Source organism: Simkania sp., from assembly GCF_965215465.1.
Classification (GTDB): Bacteria; Chlamydiota; Chlamydiia; order Chlamydiales; family Simkaniaceae; genus Simkania.
This window is the reverse complement of record NZ_OZ244056.1, coordinates 1,911,816-1,928,539: the sequence shown is the minus strand read 5'-3', so window position 1 is coordinate 1,928,539 and position 16,724 is coordinate 1,911,816. Positions and strand designations below refer to the sequence as shown.

The window sequence follows — 16,724 nt, the reverse complement described above, 5'->3', positions numbered from 1 at the left end:
TTTTGTATCCCGATTTCTAGAAGTTTTTGTATTCTAATTCACACCTAAAATTTAGGTGAGGGTTGTGTCATGCAAGAATTAGATTTAGAAACTTGGGATGTCGAGGAAAGCCGCGAGCTTTATGCCTGGGACAAGTGGGGTGAAGGATATTTTCATGTCAATGACAAGGGAAATATTGAAGTCACTCCCTATAAAGATGGCAATGCCGTCGATCTCTATGAAATTGTTAAAACATTAGTTGGACGAGGGGTCGAGGTTCCGGTATTAATCCGATTTGATGGGATCATTCAGGACCGCTTAGAGAAAATTTCCTCTGCGTTTCGCGAGGCCATCAATCTCTATTCTTACCAAAGTGATTACCGGCATGTCTTTCCTATCAAAGTGAACCAGCAAAAACATGTGATCGATACGATTCGAACCGCGGGACTTGGCAAGCGTTCGGGTTTGGAAGTGGGGAGTAAGCCTGAGCTGTTAAGTATTTTAGCTTTGCCAGACGACGGGGATTCGCTATTTCTTTGTAATGGTTACAAAGATGAGGAGTACATTGAGCTTGCTCTATTATCGCGCAAGTTAGGAAAGCGGACGATTATCATTGTTGAGCAGCTTTATGAGTGCCAGATGATTCTGTCCGTTGCTGAGCGACTTGGAATCGAAGCAGAAGTGGGATTTCGAATGAAGCCTTCAGTGAAAGGAAGTGGGCGTTGGGCCTCTTCTGGAGGAGACTTTGCGAAATTTGGACTCAGTACCCACGAACTTCTCGTTGCATGGAAAGTGTTTTCTGATGCGGGAAAAGCGGATTGGATCAAACTATTGCATTTTCATATTGGAAGTCAGCTAAGTTCGATTCTTCCCTTTAAGAAAACCCTTGCAGAAGCCGCTCATTTTTATACAGAACTTGCGAAAAAATGTCCGCAACTTGAGTTTTTTGATGTCGGTGGGGGATTAGGCGTTGACTATGATGGATCGAAAACCATCAGTGATTCTTCGATGAACTATTCTATTGAAGAGTATGCCAGAGACATTGTGTACATTGTGGGAAGTATCTGCAAAGAAAACGGAGTCAAGCAACCTGTTTTGATTAGTGAATCAGGGCGAGCACTTGTTGCGCACCACTCAATTTTAGTGACCGAAGTGATCGATGTTTCGAAGTATGATGCCCCTGTCTTAAAACTCGACGAGCCGCCAAGTGATCACGATTTGCTTGAAGATCTCTACGAAATGTACCACTCACTCACACCTCAAAATTGTTTAGAGGGACTGCACGATGCCCATTACATCAAAGAGCAGATCTTAGAAAAGTTCATCCATGGTGGGATCAGTATCGAAGAGCGTGCGTATGTTGAGCAGGTCTATCGCAATTTTTTAGTCAAAGTCCATTCCTTTTACGATGAGTTGGAAGACTCGCATGACGACATTGAGCGACTTTCAGAGATTCTTGTTGATATTTACTTTTGTAACTTTTCAGTGTTTCAATCTCTTCCCGATTCATGGGCGATTGAGCAGCTGTTTCCTGTCATGCCGATTCACCGTCTTGCTGCCCCACCTAATCGCAAAGCAAAAATTGTCGACTTAAGCTGCGATAGCGATGGGACAATAGAGCGATTCATTTCACCTGTGGGTCCTATGCCAAGTATTCACCTGCATGAATTTGAACCAAGTGAACCTTATTATCTCGGCATCTTTTTGGTGGGCGCTTACCAAGAAGCTTTAGGCGGGCTACACAATCTATTTGGAGACACGAATGCGATTCATGTTGATTTGCGTGAAGATGGAACCTGGCGTTTTAAGAACTTGATTGAAGGAGACACGATTCGCGAAGTGTTGCAATACATGCAGTATGACCCGCAAGAACTCAGTTCTCAGTTGCATCACACAATCGAAAATGCGCTCAGAAAGGGAATCATGACAGATCAGGAAGCCTTCATGATTAAGAAAAAATATAAGGCTTCGATGGAAAATTATACGTATTTGGTGGATTGATGTTTTTAGGAGAAGAATGCTCTTTAGAAAAAGGACAAGTAGTTCTCTTGCCTGTGGCGTTTGATAAAACGACTTCTTATGGCAAAGGGACGGTCAACGGGCCTGCAGCAATAATCGAAGCTTCGAAAAACCTTGAGCTCTATGACATTGAAACTGACACGGAGGTGTACCGAGAGGGGATTTACACGGCTCCTGAGCTACGCCCTGAAACAAGTGAAGAGATGTTGAAAGTCACCTATGACACCGTGTGCCAGTACATGGATCAAGGGAAGTATCTCGTCACGGTTGGTGGCGAACATTCCATCTCTTACGCTCCGATCCGTGCACATGCAGAAAGATATGGTCCCCTTAGCGTTCTTCAACTCGATGCCCACACCGACCTTGATCCTGCTCTTGAGGGAAATCCCTATAGTCATGGCTCGGTTATGGCACGCGTCAAAACCCTTCCTGAAGTGGACAATGTCGTTGCTGTTGGCATCCGGAGCATGGCCGCAAAAGAAAAAAACGAACTGCAACAAGAAGATGTTTTTTTTGCTCATGAACTCGATGGGGAGGCGTGGATGGATCAAGTCCTCGACAGGCTGAGTGATCGTGTTTATCTCTCGTTTGATGTCGACGTTTTTGATTCTTCCCTTATGCCTGCAACGGGAACTCCTGAACCGGGAGGGCTTTTTTGGAACCCCACACTGAAGCTGCTGAAAAAAGTGATGGATAAGCGGAGCCTTGTAGGCTTTGATGTGGTGGAGCTCAGTCCTATCCCTGGGATGCATGCTCCCGATTACTTGGCAGCAAAGCTTGTGTACAAAATTCTCAGTTATCTATTTGAACCCAAGGAAAGAAGACATGGCAATCGCTGAATTCATGAAGAAGCACTTTAAACACTTCAATGCGGCGAGCTGTGTTGATGCAGCAGAGGGGTGGGTTAAGCTGCTCAATGAAAACGGAAAAATGTTTATCACACTTGCCGGTGCCATGAGCACAGCTGAGCTTGGGATTTCTCTTGCTGAAATGATTCGTGAAGGGCATGTACATGCTATTTGCTGCACTGGGGCAAACCTTGAAGAAGATATCTTCAATTTAGTGGCCCATACTCAGTATGAGAGAGTTCCCCATTACCGCTCTCTCACAAAAGCTGATGAGCAAGCTCTTTATGATCGAGGGATGAATCGGGTGACGGATACTTGTATTCCGGAAGAAGAAGCTCTTCGACGGATTGATCGGCAGCTCTTGGTGCTTTGGAAAAAGGCTGAGGAGCAGGGAAAGCGTTTTTTCCCCTATGAGTTCATGTATCAACTCTTTGAGTACAACATGCTCGAAGAGTTTTACGAAATTGATCTCAAACATTCATGGCTCTATGCCGCCTATGAAAAGCAGCTTCCTATTTTTGTTCCAGGATGGGAAGACTCTTCCACAGCAAATGGGTTGGTTGCCAGCAAAGTTAAGGGGGAGGTTCAAAGTTTATCGGTTGTGAAGTCTGGGCTTGAACAAATGGAAACTCTGGTTCATTGGTATGATGAAACAGCTTCAAAGCATCCTATTGGTTTTTTTCAAATAGGTGGAGGGATTGCAGGCGACTTTCCGATTTGCGTTGTGCCTCTCATTCGTCAAGATCTTAGACAAGAGGAATGTCCTCTTTGGAGTTACTTTTGCCAAATCAGCGATAGCACGACTTCGTATGGTTCTTACAGTGGGGCCACTCCGAGTGAAAAAATCACTTGGGGGAAGATTGCAGAAGCAACGCCATCTTACATCATCGAATCGGATGCCACGATTGTGGCTCCTCTGATTTTTCAATATGTCGGTGAGAGGCTTAAAAATGATCAAAAAGAAGATGCAACTTCTACTTCAGCATCAGTTTTGAGCTCTGCTTTGTAAAAAGCATACAGTTGGTTCAGAGTCATATCTGGTTTTACCGCCACGGCGTTTTGGAGAATCGCAACGCTTTTTGTTATAGACGACGCAATATTTGAAGATACACCCCGTGATTATCAAGCCAAATTTATGTTGGTGAATATACGCAATTTAACAGGTTATGCAGGTTTAGGGGTTCTAGGAATTGCTCTGAGTATTCTCATGGCGACAACCTGTACAGGGCTGACACCTCAGCTCTTCTAGGAACTGAGTTGAGTTTCAATAAAGAGGCCAATGTCGCTGAGTCCTGAGTAGCGGTCGATCAGCTCACCTTTTTCATTGAAAATGAGTAGGGTTGGCATGACATCGACTTGATACTGCTCGCGGAACGTTGGCATTTTACTTAAATCAATTGCGAGAAATTTCCCCTTATTGGCATGCATGCTGGCCCAGTTTTGAAAAAAGGGAGCTAAGTGTCCACAAGGGGGGCATGTTGGGGAAAAGCATTTGATGTAGATGGGGACTTTGCTCGTTTCAATTTCATGCAAAAGCTCTTCTTCAGATTGGATTTCTTTCACAATTTGCGCCGTATTGTCTGTTGACTTTGAGGCGAGTTTTTTCAGCAAGTTATGCTTTTTCACATCAACTGCTGAGAGATCATCTGGTTTGTCTTTATAAAGATAGAGGGTGAGAGTGTACGAAGAAGTTGTTTCTTCGTAGGGTTCACCTGATGTATCGCGAATAGTGTCTGTGAACAATAGCTCTTTCCCGTCATCTGATTTAAAGTGGCAGCGCTCCACCTTGAAGTAGGCATAGCCTTGCTTTTCACAAAGCTGCATTCCTTTTTCGAGGACCATGAGATACTTTTTCATGCCCCATTGGAATTGGTCAAGTTCTGCGCTGTGCAGTGGTAGAAGTAGCAGTAACCCAAGGCAAAAAAGAAGTTTTTTCATGTGAACACCTCAAAAAATGAAAATAAAAACTCTACCAAAAGAAAAACTTTTTACGCAATTTTGCGAAAATTAAAAAAATAATTTGATCCTTGTTTCCTTTCTGATTAAAAGGAAATCATGGAACTTAGAATTGGAATATTTGGTTCGTCAGAAATTGAAAGCTCTGAAGTGCTGACCCAAGCTGTGCATTTGGGACAGGAACTCAATGAGCACGACGTGCTACTGATGACAGGCGCCTGTTCAGGGTTGCCTTATGCCGTGGCGGCTGCAGCAAGTGAAAAGCAAAAGTGGGGTTTTTCCCCAGTAGCGAACTATGAAGAGCAACTTCAGTTCACGCCTGATGATGATGTTTCGATTTATGATAAGATGATCTTTGTTCCTGAGACCTTTCCTTTTTCTAAGACACTGAGTGTTGCAAAGAAGTATCGAAACGTTGTATCGACAGCGAGTTGTGATGGGGGAATAGTGATTGGAGGAAAGTGGGGAACTCTTAACGAAGTGACCAACATGATCGACATGGGGAAGCCCGTTGGGGTTTTACTTGGTTCGGGAGGAATTGCAGATGAGGTTTCGAGTCTTGTTGAGCGATTGGACCCTGATTCGCAAGAGCTACTGATTTTAGAAGAAGATCCCAAAAAACTGGTGATGAAGCTGTTGGGAGAAATCAAATCGTGAATCTAAAAGATCGGTTAGGGAATCTCGTCACGACAAATGAAGGCGAAGTCATCGATGCCATCGATCATTTCACCGATCAGCTTCTTCGTTTGGGTGCGGAGGTCGCTGATGTCAATAAAGCAGCTGAGCGTTTTGCAGATAACTACCTGTTGCAGCTTTATGCAGCTCTTTTTTATCTCTTTGGTCAGGCTGAAAAGCCGCATGAAAAGGCGCGACTTTATCTGCAAAAAGCACAAGCTCTGCTAGCGCATCAAGTGTCGGAAAGAGAGGAGAGTTTTTATGAAGCACTCCATCTTTGGCACCAAGACCATTTGTCGGAATGTTTGAATCATTTAGAAAAGCACTGCTTAAAATGGCGCAATGATTTGGTGGCACTGAAGGCGACCGAGTTCATTTATTACTGCAAAGGGCAGGAGTATGAGGGAAAACGGTTTCTAGCTTTGACTCAGGCCCATTACCCTAAATGGAAAGACGATCCTTTATTTCTCTCGATGCATTCGTTTGCGCTTGAGTTGACTGGGCAGCTGGAGGCTGCAGAGAAAGAGGCAACGCGTGCACTTGATCTCGATAAGTTCAACTCATGGGCCCACCATACCTTATGTCATGTCTACATCAATCAAGGAGATATTGATAAGGGAATTGATGCTTTAGAATCGTTTGTTCCTGTTTGGAAAAAGTCAGGTCGCATCATCGAATCTCATAACATGTGGCACTTGGCTCTTATGTATTTGGAGAATCTTGATTTTGAAGAGTCGTTAGATGTTGTTAAGCGAGCTAAGTGGGAATCGAAAAACAACATGGTTGGAGAAGAAGTAGATTTGGCTTCGCTGCTGTGGCGTTATGATTTAGAACAGCAAGATGTGGCAAGTTTGTGGGAAGGTTTAGCGGAAGCTATTGGTGAGAAGGCGAGTTTTGGCTCGATTCCTTTTGTGAATGCGCAGCTTTTTTATGCGTTGAAGAGAGGGGGCATGAAAGAAGAGGTGAAGGAAGGGCTCAGTTCGATTCTACGGTTTGCAGAGCTTCAGCGGGGGGAGGATCGGAAGGTATGGAAAGGAATGGGGCTTCCCTTGATTTATGGATCGCTAGCCTTTGCAGACCAGGACTATAAGACAGCTCTTAAGTACTTTGACCCCATGATAACCAATGTAGGGGCTGTTGGGGGTAGCGATGCCCAAGTCGATCTGTTCCGTCAGACCTATTTCAAGTGCCTTGTGGGAGCTAAGAGGCGCAAGGATGCGAGAGCCTATCTGGCTGAGATGACAGAAGGTCGATCTATGACGCGGCTCGAAACCAAGTGGCATGGCGAAGCTGTCTCTTAAATGTTTAAATCACAAATGATTCAATATAAATAACTTAAATATTTATTCACAATTATCTAACAGATAGAGCTTTAAACTTAAAAAATATTTTTACAAATTGTAGATTCTTTATTAAGAAATCATTATAATTAGATTAGGAGAATCTATTATGAGTGATTTAGCTGAGAAAAAGTGTTTATCTACGTTGCTGAAGCTTGACCCAGATAGGGTTTGCTACGCGAGCTCCAACCGTGCGGTTGGAGAATGGAACCTTTTACTCATTGAAAAACTCGTGAAAGAGGCTGTCGATCATGTTCCTACAAAGCTGTCTAAAATTGATATTGAGCAGTATGGGCAACTGAAAGAACGCTTAGGTCGCATCAGCTGTCAATTCATGGCACACAATTACGATAGCGCGCCCATCTCGCGTCAGATCGATGCTCTTTCTCATAAACTCGAACCCTTCAAAAAATCTATTCATCCTCTGATTGAGAAGACTTTTGAGCATGTCTTAACGAAGCAGATTTCCGAGCTAAGTCGGGACAATCTTAAGGAAGAGAAATCCCGTCAATTTATTAGAGATCTATTAGCTTTTTTTGATCGGTATCTGATTCCCGCAATGTATCATTTAAAAACTCCTGAGTTGCGCGAAGCAATGCGCGAGCTTCTGAAAAAAATTGTGAAGGTGAAAGAAACACTTGATCCTCTCGATTATGATGGAGCATTAGAAGAAGGTATCGTGACTTTAGTGAAGCACTTTATCTTCAATTTGATCACTAGTGATCGTATTTATCACAATCTTCTTAACTATCAAGAGGGCTCTTTAGACCTTTCTGATGTGAAGCTTTGTCAAAAAGCTGCATACAGCATCAATGAATTCATGTTAAAGCGACTGATTCCATTTTTATTGGACCCTGAAATCATTCCATGTCGCGAAGAGATTGTGAAGATCTATTGGAATCTTTCGACTCTTAACCGAGAATTGATCGATCGCCATTCAAAAGATGGTGCAATTCTTTTCCGTTCTTTAAACGTTCTCGAAGAACTCATTTAATCCAAATCAAGACCTTCGTTTGTTTGTAAAATTTTTAAGTCAGATTCCGTCTTTGTATTTTGTTTAATTCCTGCTTGCTCTTTTAAATTAATTAGAATAATAGCGTAAGTATGACTAAAGTATTACGCAAAGGGTATGACGTGGTTTTTCAAGAAAGATTTGGAATCAAAACTCAGATTCAATATTTAAATGATGTTGAAGTCGATTCAAAAGTTGCAGATCGTTTTAAACGTTCGTGGAAACGTTTTCTTCCAAAAGCTAAACCAATCATTTCTGAATACCGTGGCGACAGACTTGATGCTTTTTTTCGTCAGCTCGAAATTGATGGGACTGACGAGCGGTATTGCCGACGTGTCACCATCCGCTACATTAGTCCAAAAGTAGGATATGGAGTCTTTGCAACTGAAGACATTCCTCCTTATTCTACGTTGCATCAATATACAGGAGTTTTGATGCTCGATGACGACATTGACCCTGACCATGATAGCACTTTTTCTTTCTCAGATTATAAGACCTATTCGATTGATGCCATGAACAAGGGCAACTGGACTCGCTTCATGAACCATGGAGATCCCACAAAAGGAGCGACAAACGTCATTCCTTGGGAGCATTATATCGATGAGGGGCCTAGGGTTGTCTTTACGACGGGGCGCTTTGGAGTCAAAAAAGGGCGACAGCTCCTTTATTCATACGGTGATGAATACTGGTCTGAGCGAGACTTTGTTTCTTTGTAATTAGATAAAAATCATATTATTAAAGTAATTATGTAAAAAATTACTTCTATCTCTTTACATAAAGATCTTAATTGATTAATTAGGGGTTTAGGACAAATAGATCTGTTGTAGGAGTTATATCCATGAGAAAATTAGATATTCTTGTTTGTTTCTTGCTCTGTCTAGGGGGGTTAAACTGGGGATTGATCGGTCTTTTTGAGTTCAATCTTGTCGAATATTTTGTTGGTAGAACTTGGTTAGACCGTTTGATTTACGTTCTAATCGGTGCCGCTGCGATTTATCAAGCTGTGGGCTGGAAGTCTATCCAAAAACGTTGGAAATAAAGTTAGTATATTTGGAGGAATCAAAAAATGCTAAAGAAGCTTGATAGTTTAGCCATTCTTTTGCTGGTAATTGGTGGTATCGTCTGGGGGTTTATCGGACTATATCGTCTAAATCTAGTGACTTATGTATTTGATCGCGAGTGGATCATTCGAATCGTTTACGTGATCTTCGGTTTATCGATGATTTATCATGTAATTGCTTGGAAAAACAGCAAGAAGAAGAAAGGCGCAAAGCGATAATAATTCATGGTTCGGGACCTCTTAAGGAGTGGAAAGAGGTTTCGAATCATTTTGCATGTTTCAAAAGCTCGATATCTGTGCCTTGGATGGCGGCGATATTCCGGGTAATTTTTTCTATATCCCAGTCCCACCAACGAATCGTGAGGAGTTCTTCTACAATACGTGGTTTGAATCTCTTTCGAATGGGTTTTGCTGGCGAGCCAGCGGCCATTGTATAAGGTGGGATTTCATCAATCACTGTAGAGTTTGGGGCGAGTATGACCCCGTCTCCGAGCTTGGCTCCAGGAATTAATATTAAGTGAGCTCCCACAAAAACATCATTGCCAACTTCTACATTTCCGCACCAAGCAACAGTGCCACAATCTCCTATGTCTTTCCAACTTTCCTCAAATAGTTGGAAGGGGTAGGAAGAGGTTCCCTTGAGCTTACGGTAGGCTCTGTCTAAAACGAAAAGAGAGCGAGGATCAATACAAGTGAATTTCCCAATCTTAAGGTGGGTCTTTTTGTGTTCAAACATGTTGATGATGCACCGATCTTCAAATTTTTCAGCTCCAAGAGGGTCGTAGTAGTAAGTGTAGTCACCAATAGTACAGTTTTCTAAAGTGAGAACATTTTTCACAAAACAGAGTTTGCTTCCAAGTGACTTAACTGGAAACTTTTCGTTTGGGTCAGGACCTGCGATCATTTGCGTCTCACTGTTGCACTATTTCCTATAATGCATAGCGAGAAGATTTGATTTTTTCAACTTGTTTTAATTGCTTTCAGATCCTAAGGTTACTGCTTAACCCATTGTGATGGAATGCAGCTTGAAGACCTCTTAACAAAACATTCCCCCGAAAAAATCGTCGAGATACTTAGCTTTTTTCTAACTGAAGAGAGAAAAATACGGATCGATCAAGTCCTTCTGAGGCGGGTGAAAGGGGTGCAAGTGGCCTTAGAGTCCCCAGCCGATATTCACAATGCGCTAGCTGTTACAAGGACAGGAGAAGCTCTTGGGGTTTATCAATTTCATCTCATTGATGCTCAGCTTGTCAAAGGGCAGGGCAAGGCGACGATGCGGGGGAGTTCAAGATGGATTCATCTTCAGCGGCATGAGACTCTCGAGGCGTTTCGTTTAAAAATGCTAGGGTTTACCATAGCTGGAGCATCGCTTGATGGAGAACTTACATTAGAAGAACTTCCACAAGATCGTCCACTTTGCTTGCTTTTTGGAAATGAAAGAAAAGGGCTGACTCCAAAGGCTAAGGAAATGTGCGATCTTTTGTATCGTATTCCAATGGTTGGGATGGTCGAGAGCTTTAATTTATCGGTGTCTGCTAGTTTAAGTTTATACCAAATGATGCGAGGCAAAACAGATGGGGATTTGAGTCAAGAGGAGCAACTAGAAGAGAAAGCTCGCTATTATGTTCGATCTATTGGGATCAAGGTCGCCCACGATATTTTACAAAGGAGTAGAGAATGAAAAAAATGCTATTGATGTTTGCGCTTGTCCTTCAACCTTTTATATGGGGTGAAGTCGAAAAGGAAGCTTTTTATATGGGAGAGATGAAGTGTCAATATCTTCACGAAAATACCCCTGAGCACTTTGGGATTTTTTTTCTGAAACGGTCTAGCTCAGACAATGACAGTCTCATCGTCGATTCTTGCCTTTTAGTGTCTCCTGACGAGGGTACTTTTAGCTTTCAACATATAGCTGTTCCTCAAGATGACCCTAATGAGTTTTTAATTTCAAATCCCGAGTCTGAATTTTTTGGTGAAGGAGAAATTGTTGGGTTTCCTTGGGATTGGACAGAGTTTCGGGAGTGTTTAAAGTTTGACGCCGATGGAGGAGTGATTGTTAGAGTGGAAAATACTCAGCTGGATAATGGGGCAATTGTGTCTAAAGCGCGTATCTTTTTCAAAGATGATGAAGGTGAAGAAGCTAAATATTTTGCCACATTTTCAGCTTATCTTTATCCCATTGATCCGACAATCATCGATACTATGATGCACGAGTGGGGACTACATAGTGATGAACAAAAAGAGCGACTAGCCAACCAATAAAGGCTCCACCTACAACATCACCAACGAAGTGGAAGTTCATCCCAATGAGACCTATCACTTCTAAGATGATGAGAAGGAGGCTTAAAAGGCGCCATTTGGGAAAAGCAAGCCAAATCATCGTTCCTACAGCAACAATGATGGCTGTATGCCCTGATGGAAAGGAGAAATAACCCCAACCTACATGGAAAAAATTAAAGCCATACACTTTGTTCTGGATCCAAGAAGGGTTGTTTTGGATCCAAGTTTCTGGCCAGTAACGACCAAAAAAAGCTTTTGAAGAATCCGTAATCACACTGGCAAAAATAGAAGAAAGTGCTGTAGCTAAAAGTGCTTGCTCGGTTATCTTCCCTTTTTTCCAAAGTCGCTTGACCCCAAAGTAGATCAAGCTTAAGGACGCAATAGCATTGATATACTTTGCAATTTCAGCAAACCAATTGAGAAAAGCAAAGTGATGCAGTTTTTTCTCATAGACCCAAGTTGAAACTTCTCGATCCACAAAGAAGTAGCAGAGAAATACGAGAAGAACGGTCATTGAGAAAACAATCAGGAGAGAAGTGAGAAAAGCTTTGGATTTTAGGTTCATAATTTAACCCATATTTGAAATGGAAAAAAGGGTAAAGAAATATCTAACAGAAGGTGCGTTAGTATTGCCGGCAGTGATTTTCTTGCTCATTCCGGTTTTGTTCGGGACGTGGGGAGCAAAAACATGGAAAAAGCTTCTCATCCATTCGGGTTTTATTACCCTTTCCATGCTCATCTTCAGCTTGATTCTTTCTCCTCTCAATCGTTTCTTTCCAAAATGGAATTTCATTAAATTTTTCAATCGTTTCCGTCGAGAAATTGGGTTGGCAGTTTTCTTTTATGCCTGCTTTCACTTCTTTTGTTTTATCATGCGAGCAATCGAAAAAAAGGGGTGGTTTGATCCCCATTACTTTTTGCACCCTGTGGTGCTTCCAGGACTTGTTGCCTTTTTGATCTTGCTCTCACTCGCAATCACTAGTAATGATTGGAGCATCAAGAAAATGGGGTATCGAAACTGGAAAAGACTCCACCGTTTGATTTATGTGGGAGAGATCGCGGTATTTATCCATGTTTACTTGAAGTCGCCATTTTATGCGTCCGTTCTCATTCTCCCACTTGTCTGCATCCAGATAAGTTGTTATTTCTTTGTTCGAAGAAATCAGTAGTTTTGTCTCAAAATGGACAAAATCTCTTTTGTGATTTTGTCTTTTGATTGGTTACACACAACAGTTTGTAGTGTCTTTTGATCTTCATAATAAGAAATTAACGGTTCTGTCTGCTGATGGTAAACATCAAGTCGGTTGCGGACGACTTTCTCAGTGTCGTCTGCTCGCTGCATGAGTTTTCCTTGGCAGCTATCACATGTCATTTTCTTTTTGGGAGGAAAATGAATGAGGTGATAGGGAGTACTACAAGAAGAGCAAACCATACGATTCGTCAAACGATCAACAATCTCTTCATCTGCGATATCGAGGTTGATTGCAATCACCTTTGAGCTTGTTCCTAGCCGCTCATCATAAGCCTTAGCTTGAGCGAGTGTACGAGGAAACCCATCAAGGATATATCCTTTATTACAATCTTCTTGTGAAACACGAGCAAAAAGCATGTCGAGAATGAGATGATCAGGAACCAGTTGTCCCTTATCCATATAAGCTTGCGCTTTTTTCCCGAGCTCAGTTCCTTGCTTTTTATTTTCACGCAACAGATCTCCTGTTGAGATGTGGGGGATCTTCAGAGTGTCGCGAATGACAGCAGCCTGAGTTCCTTTTCCAGCTCCAGGAGGTCCAAGCATGATGAGTACGCGTGTTTCCTGCTTAGGATTTTTCTCTCCCGCATGGAGAGGGGGAACCAAGATGGTTGCAAGTGCTAAAAAACTGCTTATAAACATAGAAAAAAGAATCCTTTTCATGAAATCCTTGTTAAACTTGTTTTCGGAAAGATGCCGCCCAAGTATAACATAGGTCATGATTATTTGTGGCCGGTTTTAGGGTGCTCCTTGGGAATTTTTTTTGGGTATGTGGACCGTTCCTCATCGAGCTCTTTCTTAAGATCACGCTCCTGCTCTTTTTCAATAGCTTGCTGACGTTTTTTTTTGTTGAATATCGGGATTGACAACTTTTCTTTTCATTGCATAAGCCTCATCAAATGAATTTCAAAACGGTGCTTGACGCATAGATAGTATGACGACACTATCTAATGAGACTATGTCACTAAAAATCTTTTTAGTCGAGTTTGTAGTTCACTTGCTCGTGCATGTTATGAGCTTCCCCATTCCAATCGATGTCAAAGGTGAACATCGAGGGGATACGCATCCGCAATTTGAGGCAGCGGACAATATAGGTAATGAATAAAAAGGGTTGGATGAGAAAAGGACTTAAATCGTGTCGAGAAAAAATGACATCTTCGACGCTGATAAGTTTTTTAATGAATTGAGTGTAGGTTTTTTGAGGGTGTTTTGTCTTCCAGCCATAGAGGAGCATACCCACTGCGACTTGTTTAGAAAAGCCAGTCTTGGGCTTGATCAATTGAGGGGTTTCATTGAAAAAGGCTAGGGGGAGGTTATCTTCGTTGCGGAATAAATGAAGCCCACTTGTCGATCTGGGGTTGCACTCAATAGGGTAAAGACTTCCATCGTCTAGTTGAATGAAATCAAAGCCCACTTGACCTGTGAACTTTTCTTTCTCAACAAAGTTTTTCACCCACTCTTCGATAGCTGGGTGTTCGATGGCTTCAAAGTTTAAGCACGAGCTATCGTCGATTGAAAATTGCAGCGGATAGACTGCATGAGCCGTGAGTTTTCCCTGATTTGCAATGCTATATGTACAGAGCTTTTTCCCTCTGAGCCACTCTTGAGCTACCCAGGGGTTGTGGGGGTCGATCTTCACGTTTTCGAGCTCTTTTTTGTCTTGAATTTTGATGACCTTCTGAGCAGCGCGCGAATAGCAAGGTTTGAGAATATATGGAAATTCCAAAGGAAGTGTTTCTAAATCTTCCTTAGTTTGGACTAAATAGGACTTGGGGGCCGTCACTCCCATTTTGTGCAGCTTTTCGTTGAAGAGCCACTTGTTGTGAAGTTGATCAAGTGCTTCAAAGGAGGCGCTGAAGATCTTACAAGACTTAGGAAAACGGTCGAGCTCTTTCGAAAAGCAAAAGATCTCTTCAAAAGTGGGGATGATCAGATCAATTTTTTCTTTTTCGACGATCTCTATAAGGCGGTCAATAAACTTTTTGGGTTCGAAGCGGGGGCTGGGAACAATAAAATTTTTCTTAACCGCTTTTGAGAAACGACAAATGTGAAAACGTGTCGAATCCGCCGTGAAGACAGTGTGTCCTTTTTCATAAAAACGGCGAGCTAAATCCAAGGTGGGGATCCAACGTCCACCAGTGAATAATATTCTCTTATTAGAAATGGTGACCTACCATGTTATTAGATGTCTAAACCTTCACTATAATCAGAGAAAAATTTTTCTCAATCCTTAAATGCGAAATCTGTTATGATTTCTATTCTTTCTACAGGGAAAACGATGAAAAATGCTCTATTAGTTTCAGTTCTCTTCCTTTTTCTACCTTTGTGCATTAGAGCGCAGGAAATCTATTTGTGGCATGCGTTCGAAGGGTTTCTTGAAGAAAAATTTTTGGAAATTGTTGCTGATTTCAATCACCACTTAGAGACGCATCAGGTCATCCCCGTCTATAAAGGAAACTACAAACAGACCTATGAAGAGGGAGTTCGATCTTTCGATGAAGGCCATCCTCCACATCTTTTGCAAGTCTATGAAGTAGCCACACTGTCTATGATGCTAGATTTTAACAGGTATGTTCCTGTTGAAACAATCATGAAAGATTATTACCACAACTTCGACCCCTATGTTTACATCGACATCGTGCGTCACTTTTATTCCAATTTCGAGGAAGAGCTACTTTCTCTTCCATGGAATGCTTCAACGGGAATTCTGTTTTACAATAAAGAAGCTTTTCGACAAGCAGGGCTTGATCCCGAGCGTCCGCCACGAACATGGCTTGAACTCGAAGAGATGGGAGAGAAACTGATTGCTGCAGGGTACCAAGGATTCACAACTGCGTGGCCAGCTGCCTATCACTTAGAGCATTTGTCTTCTTGGCATGACATTCCTTTTGGAACCGAGGAAAATGGGTTTAAAAGTTTAAGTGGCCGTTTGATCTTTGATCAAGAAGGGCAAACCTTCCATTGGCAAAAGCTTGTTGAATGGCAACAAAGCGGTCTTTTCTCTTACAGTGGGCGTTATACTGCTGAACCGGAGCAAAAGTTTACAGACGGGCAGTGCGCGATCCTATTGCAAGGAGCAAACCGGTTGCCTCTTTTAAATCGCGCTGCTGATTTTGAGATTGGGGTCGGTTTTATGCCTTATTGGCCTCATCTTGCTGAGTCAACTCATAACCTCAATATTGGTGGAGCTTCTTTTTGGGTGATGCAGGGTTTTAGTGAAAGTGAGTACCGAGCGATTGCTCAGTTTTTTGAGTACTTGTCCTCTCCAGCCGTGCAAGCCAATTGGCACCAAGCAACAGGCTACCTTCCTATCACTGATGCAGCCTATTACCTGACGAAAAAACGAGGTTTTTATCAAGACCATCCTGCTCATGAGATTGCGGTCTTGGAGGTCATGGAAAAGACTCCAACGTCCTATTCAAGGGGAGCTCGTTTTGGCAACTATGTCGAAATCCGCGATCTCATCACCGACTATCTAGAAAAAGCCTTAGCAGGCGAGCTGACTTCCGAAGACGCTTTGCACCAAGCTGCAAACGAAGGAAATCAGCTTCTTGAAGAATTTGAACAAAACTACGGTTCTAATTGAGAAATGATCCATTGATTCCCTTCGAGCTCTGCAAGCTCTCGCTCGGGAAAACTACGTGGTTTGATTTCATAGAAAACCGCCCTATCTGGTGTGAGTCGATAGCCTACGAAAGTCTCAGGCATAGGAATCTCACGATCCTTATAGGCTTCTTCTAACTTTTCTTTGCGTTCTTCTAAAGCATCAGGAGAAGAAAGTACTCCTTTATGCTCTGATGCAAGAAAGGTGATTTTCATAAAGCGAGGCATTCTTTTCCAAGATCTTTCTGCAATATCAGTTGGCATTTCTTTTACTGAGCCATTCATAGAAATTTGGCGGAGAGTTTTGGGTAGCCAAATGTTGAGTGCAGCGTAAGGGTTGACTGATAGATGTTGCGCTTTGTCTGTACTGCGGTGGGTAAAAAAGAGGATTCCATTCTTTTGACTCATGCCAACGATTTCGATCATACGAGAATAGGAATGGCCATCGGGTCCGACAGTTGATAAAGTCGCAAAGCGATGATAGCCGCGATCGCTTCTTTGTTTTTCTTCTTCAAACCAATGTTTGGATTTCAAGATGGGGTTTTGGTTTTCTTTTGCAATTAGAGTTGTTAAAGGCAAAATGAGACAGAAAAAAGCTATGATAAGTCTTTGCATGAGTTCCTCCTCCGTTGCATTGACTTTCCCAGCATAAATTGTATGACTTTTTTTTACAATTTGTTAAACCTACATACTTTAAGGATTC

The 16,724-nt window shown here is 42.3% G+C and carries 19 protein-coding genes; 13 read left to right on the top strand and 6 right to left on the bottom strand.

The window, feature by feature from the left end; all coding sequences use genetic code 11:
* Positions 1 to 69 precede the first annotated feature (69 nt).
* The 3 genes from speA to ACOOFG_RS09065 are packed head-to-tail and all read left to right on the top strand — an operon-like array spanning position 70 to position 3,855.
* Entirely contained in the window at positions 70 to 1,980 is a 1,911-nt protein-coding gene (gene speA / locus ACOOFG_RS09075) for a biosynthetic arginine decarboxylase (protein WP_420421155.1), read from the top strand.
* A complete protein-coding gene (speB, locus tag ACOOFG_RS09070) occupies positions 1,980 to 2,837 on the top strand; it encodes an agmatinase (protein ID WP_420421154.1) in 858 nt (285 codons plus the stop codon). Before speA ends, speB begins: the two co-directional genes overlap by 1 nt.
* Positions 2,824 to 3,855, top strand: coding sequence for a deoxyhypusine synthase family protein (locus ACOOFG_RS09065; protein WP_420421153.1), 1,032 nt, complete (start codon positions 2,824 to 2,826; stop codon positions 3,853 to 3,855). The genes speB and ACOOFG_RS09065 overlap by 14 nt, the downstream gene beginning before the upstream one ends.
* A 236-nt stretch (positions 3,856 to 4,091) precedes the next feature.
* Here ACOOFG_RS09065 and ACOOFG_RS09060 read toward each other — a convergent pair whose 3' ends face one another.
* Positions 4,092 to 4,784, bottom strand: a complete 693-nt coding sequence (locus tag ACOOFG_RS09060) for a thioredoxin family protein (RefSeq protein ID WP_420421152.1) — start codon at positions 4,782 to 4,784, stop codon at positions 4,092 to 4,094.
* 117 nt (positions 4,785 to 4,901) lie between these two features.
* Here ACOOFG_RS09060 and ACOOFG_RS09055 point away from each other — a divergent pair, with 117 nt between their 5' ends.
* The 6 genes from ACOOFG_RS09055 to ACOOFG_RS09030 all read left to right on the top strand — a co-directional run bounded on the left by ACOOFG_RS09055 (position 4,902) and on the right by ACOOFG_RS09030 (position 9,108).
* Positions 4,902 to 5,459, top strand: coding sequence for a hypothetical protein (locus ACOOFG_RS09055; protein ID WP_420421151.1), 558 nt, complete (start codon positions 4,902 to 4,904; stop codon positions 5,457 to 5,459).
* Positions 5,456 to 6,778, top strand: coding sequence for a hypothetical protein (locus ACOOFG_RS09050; RefSeq protein WP_420421150.1), 1,323 nt, complete (start codon positions 5,456 to 5,458; stop codon positions 6,776 to 6,778). Before ACOOFG_RS09055 ends, ACOOFG_RS09050 begins: the two co-directional genes overlap by 4 nt.
* A 148-nt stretch (positions 6,779 to 6,926) precedes the next feature.
* Complete coding sequence (locus ACOOFG_RS09045) at positions 6,927 to 7,811, top strand: hypothetical protein (protein WP_420421149.1); 885 nt, start codon at positions 6,927 to 6,929, stop codon at positions 7,809 to 7,811.
* Between the two features lie 110 nt (positions 7,812 to 7,921).
* Positions 7,922 to 8,545, top strand: coding sequence for an SET domain-containing protein-lysine N-methyltransferase (locus ACOOFG_RS09040; protein ID WP_420421148.1), 624 nt, complete (start codon positions 7,922 to 7,924; stop codon positions 8,543 to 8,545).
* 122 nt (positions 8,546 to 8,667) lie between these two features.
* Complete coding sequence (locus ACOOFG_RS09035; RefSeq protein WP_420421147.1) at positions 8,668 to 8,868, top strand: DUF378 domain-containing protein; 201 nt, start codon at positions 8,668 to 8,670, stop codon at positions 8,866 to 8,868.
* 27 nt (positions 8,869 to 8,895) lie between these two features.
* Positions 8,896 to 9,108, top strand: coding sequence for a DUF378 domain-containing protein (locus tag ACOOFG_RS09030; RefSeq protein WP_420421146.1), 213 nt, complete (start codon positions 8,896 to 8,898; stop codon positions 9,106 to 9,108).
* A 46-nt stretch (positions 9,109 to 9,154) separates the two neighbouring features.
* On the opposite strand, the gene ACOOFG_RS09025 is transcribed toward ACOOFG_RS09030, so the two are convergent.
* The gene (locus ACOOFG_RS09025) at positions 9,155 to 9,793 is read right to left on the bottom strand and encodes a CatB-related O-acetyltransferase (RefSeq protein WP_420421145.1); all 639 of its coding nucleotides are present in this window, start codon (positions 9,791 to 9,793) and stop codon (positions 9,155 to 9,157) included.
* 114 nt (positions 9,794 to 9,907) lie between these two features.
* Here ACOOFG_RS09025 and ACOOFG_RS09020 point away from each other — a divergent pair, with 114 nt between their 5' ends.
* Both ACOOFG_RS09020 and ACOOFG_RS09015 read left to right on the top strand, forming a co-directional pair.
* Complete coding sequence (locus tag ACOOFG_RS09020; RefSeq protein WP_420421144.1) at positions 9,908 to 10,570, top strand: TrmH family RNA methyltransferase; 663 nt, start codon at positions 9,908 to 9,910, stop codon at positions 10,568 to 10,570.
* Positions 10,567 to 11,151, top strand: a complete 585-nt coding sequence (locus ACOOFG_RS09015; protein ID WP_420421143.1) for a hypothetical protein — start codon at positions 10,567 to 10,569, stop codon at positions 11,149 to 11,151. Before ACOOFG_RS09020 ends, ACOOFG_RS09015 begins: the two co-directional genes overlap by 4 nt.
* Here the strand turns inward: ACOOFG_RS09015 and ACOOFG_RS09010 are convergent.
* The gene (locus tag ACOOFG_RS09010) at positions 11,090 to 11,734 is read right to left on the bottom strand and encodes a phosphatase PAP2 family protein (protein WP_420421142.1); all 645 of its coding nucleotides are present in this window, start codon (positions 11,732 to 11,734) and stop codon (positions 11,090 to 11,092) included. The genes ACOOFG_RS09015 and ACOOFG_RS09010 overlap by 62 nt on opposite strands.
* Before the next feature lie 73 nt (positions 11,735 to 11,807).
* On the opposite strand from ACOOFG_RS09010, the gene ACOOFG_RS09005 reads away from it, so the two are divergent.
* Positions 11,808 to 12,338 carry a ferric reductase-like transmembrane domain-containing protein gene (locus tag ACOOFG_RS09005; protein ID WP_420422684.1) on the top strand — a complete coding sequence of 177 codons (531 nt, stop codon included), beginning with the start codon at positions 11,808 to 11,810 and terminating at the stop codon, positions 12,336 to 12,338.
* On the opposite strand, the gene ACOOFG_RS09000 is transcribed toward ACOOFG_RS09005, so the two are convergent.
* Together ACOOFG_RS09000 and ACOOFG_RS08995 are read right to left on the bottom strand one after the other, a co-directional pair.
* Positions 12,332 to 13,081: an adenylate kinase gene (locus ACOOFG_RS09000; protein WP_420421141.1), complete on the bottom strand. Its 750-nt coding sequence runs from the start codon at positions 13,079 to 13,081 to the stop codon at positions 12,332 to 12,334. The genes ACOOFG_RS09005 and ACOOFG_RS09000 overlap by 7 nt on opposite strands.
* Positions 13,082 to 13,394: 313 nt before the next feature.
* Positions 13,395 to 14,534, bottom strand: a complete 1,140-nt coding sequence (locus ACOOFG_RS08995; RefSeq protein ID WP_420421140.1) for an ATP-grasp domain-containing protein — start codon at positions 14,532 to 14,534, stop codon at positions 13,395 to 13,397.
* Positions 14,535 to 14,696: 162 nt separating this feature from the next.
* Here ACOOFG_RS08995 and ACOOFG_RS08990 point away from each other — a divergent pair, with 162 nt between their 5' ends.
* On the top strand, positions 14,697 to 16,004 hold the full coding sequence (locus ACOOFG_RS08990) for an extracellular solute-binding protein (RefSeq protein ID WP_420421139.1): 1,308 nt from the start codon (positions 14,697 to 14,699) through the stop codon (positions 16,002 to 16,004).
* On the opposite strand, the gene ACOOFG_RS08985 is transcribed toward ACOOFG_RS08990, so the two are convergent.
* On the bottom strand, positions 15,989 to 16,636 hold the full coding sequence (locus ACOOFG_RS08985) for a pyridoxamine 5'-phosphate oxidase family protein (protein WP_420421138.1): 648 nt from the start codon (positions 16,634 to 16,636) through the stop codon (positions 15,989 to 15,991). The two genes, ACOOFG_RS08990 and ACOOFG_RS08985, sit on opposite strands and share 16 nt — an antisense overlap.
* Positions 16,637 to 16,724 lie beyond the last annotated feature (88 nt).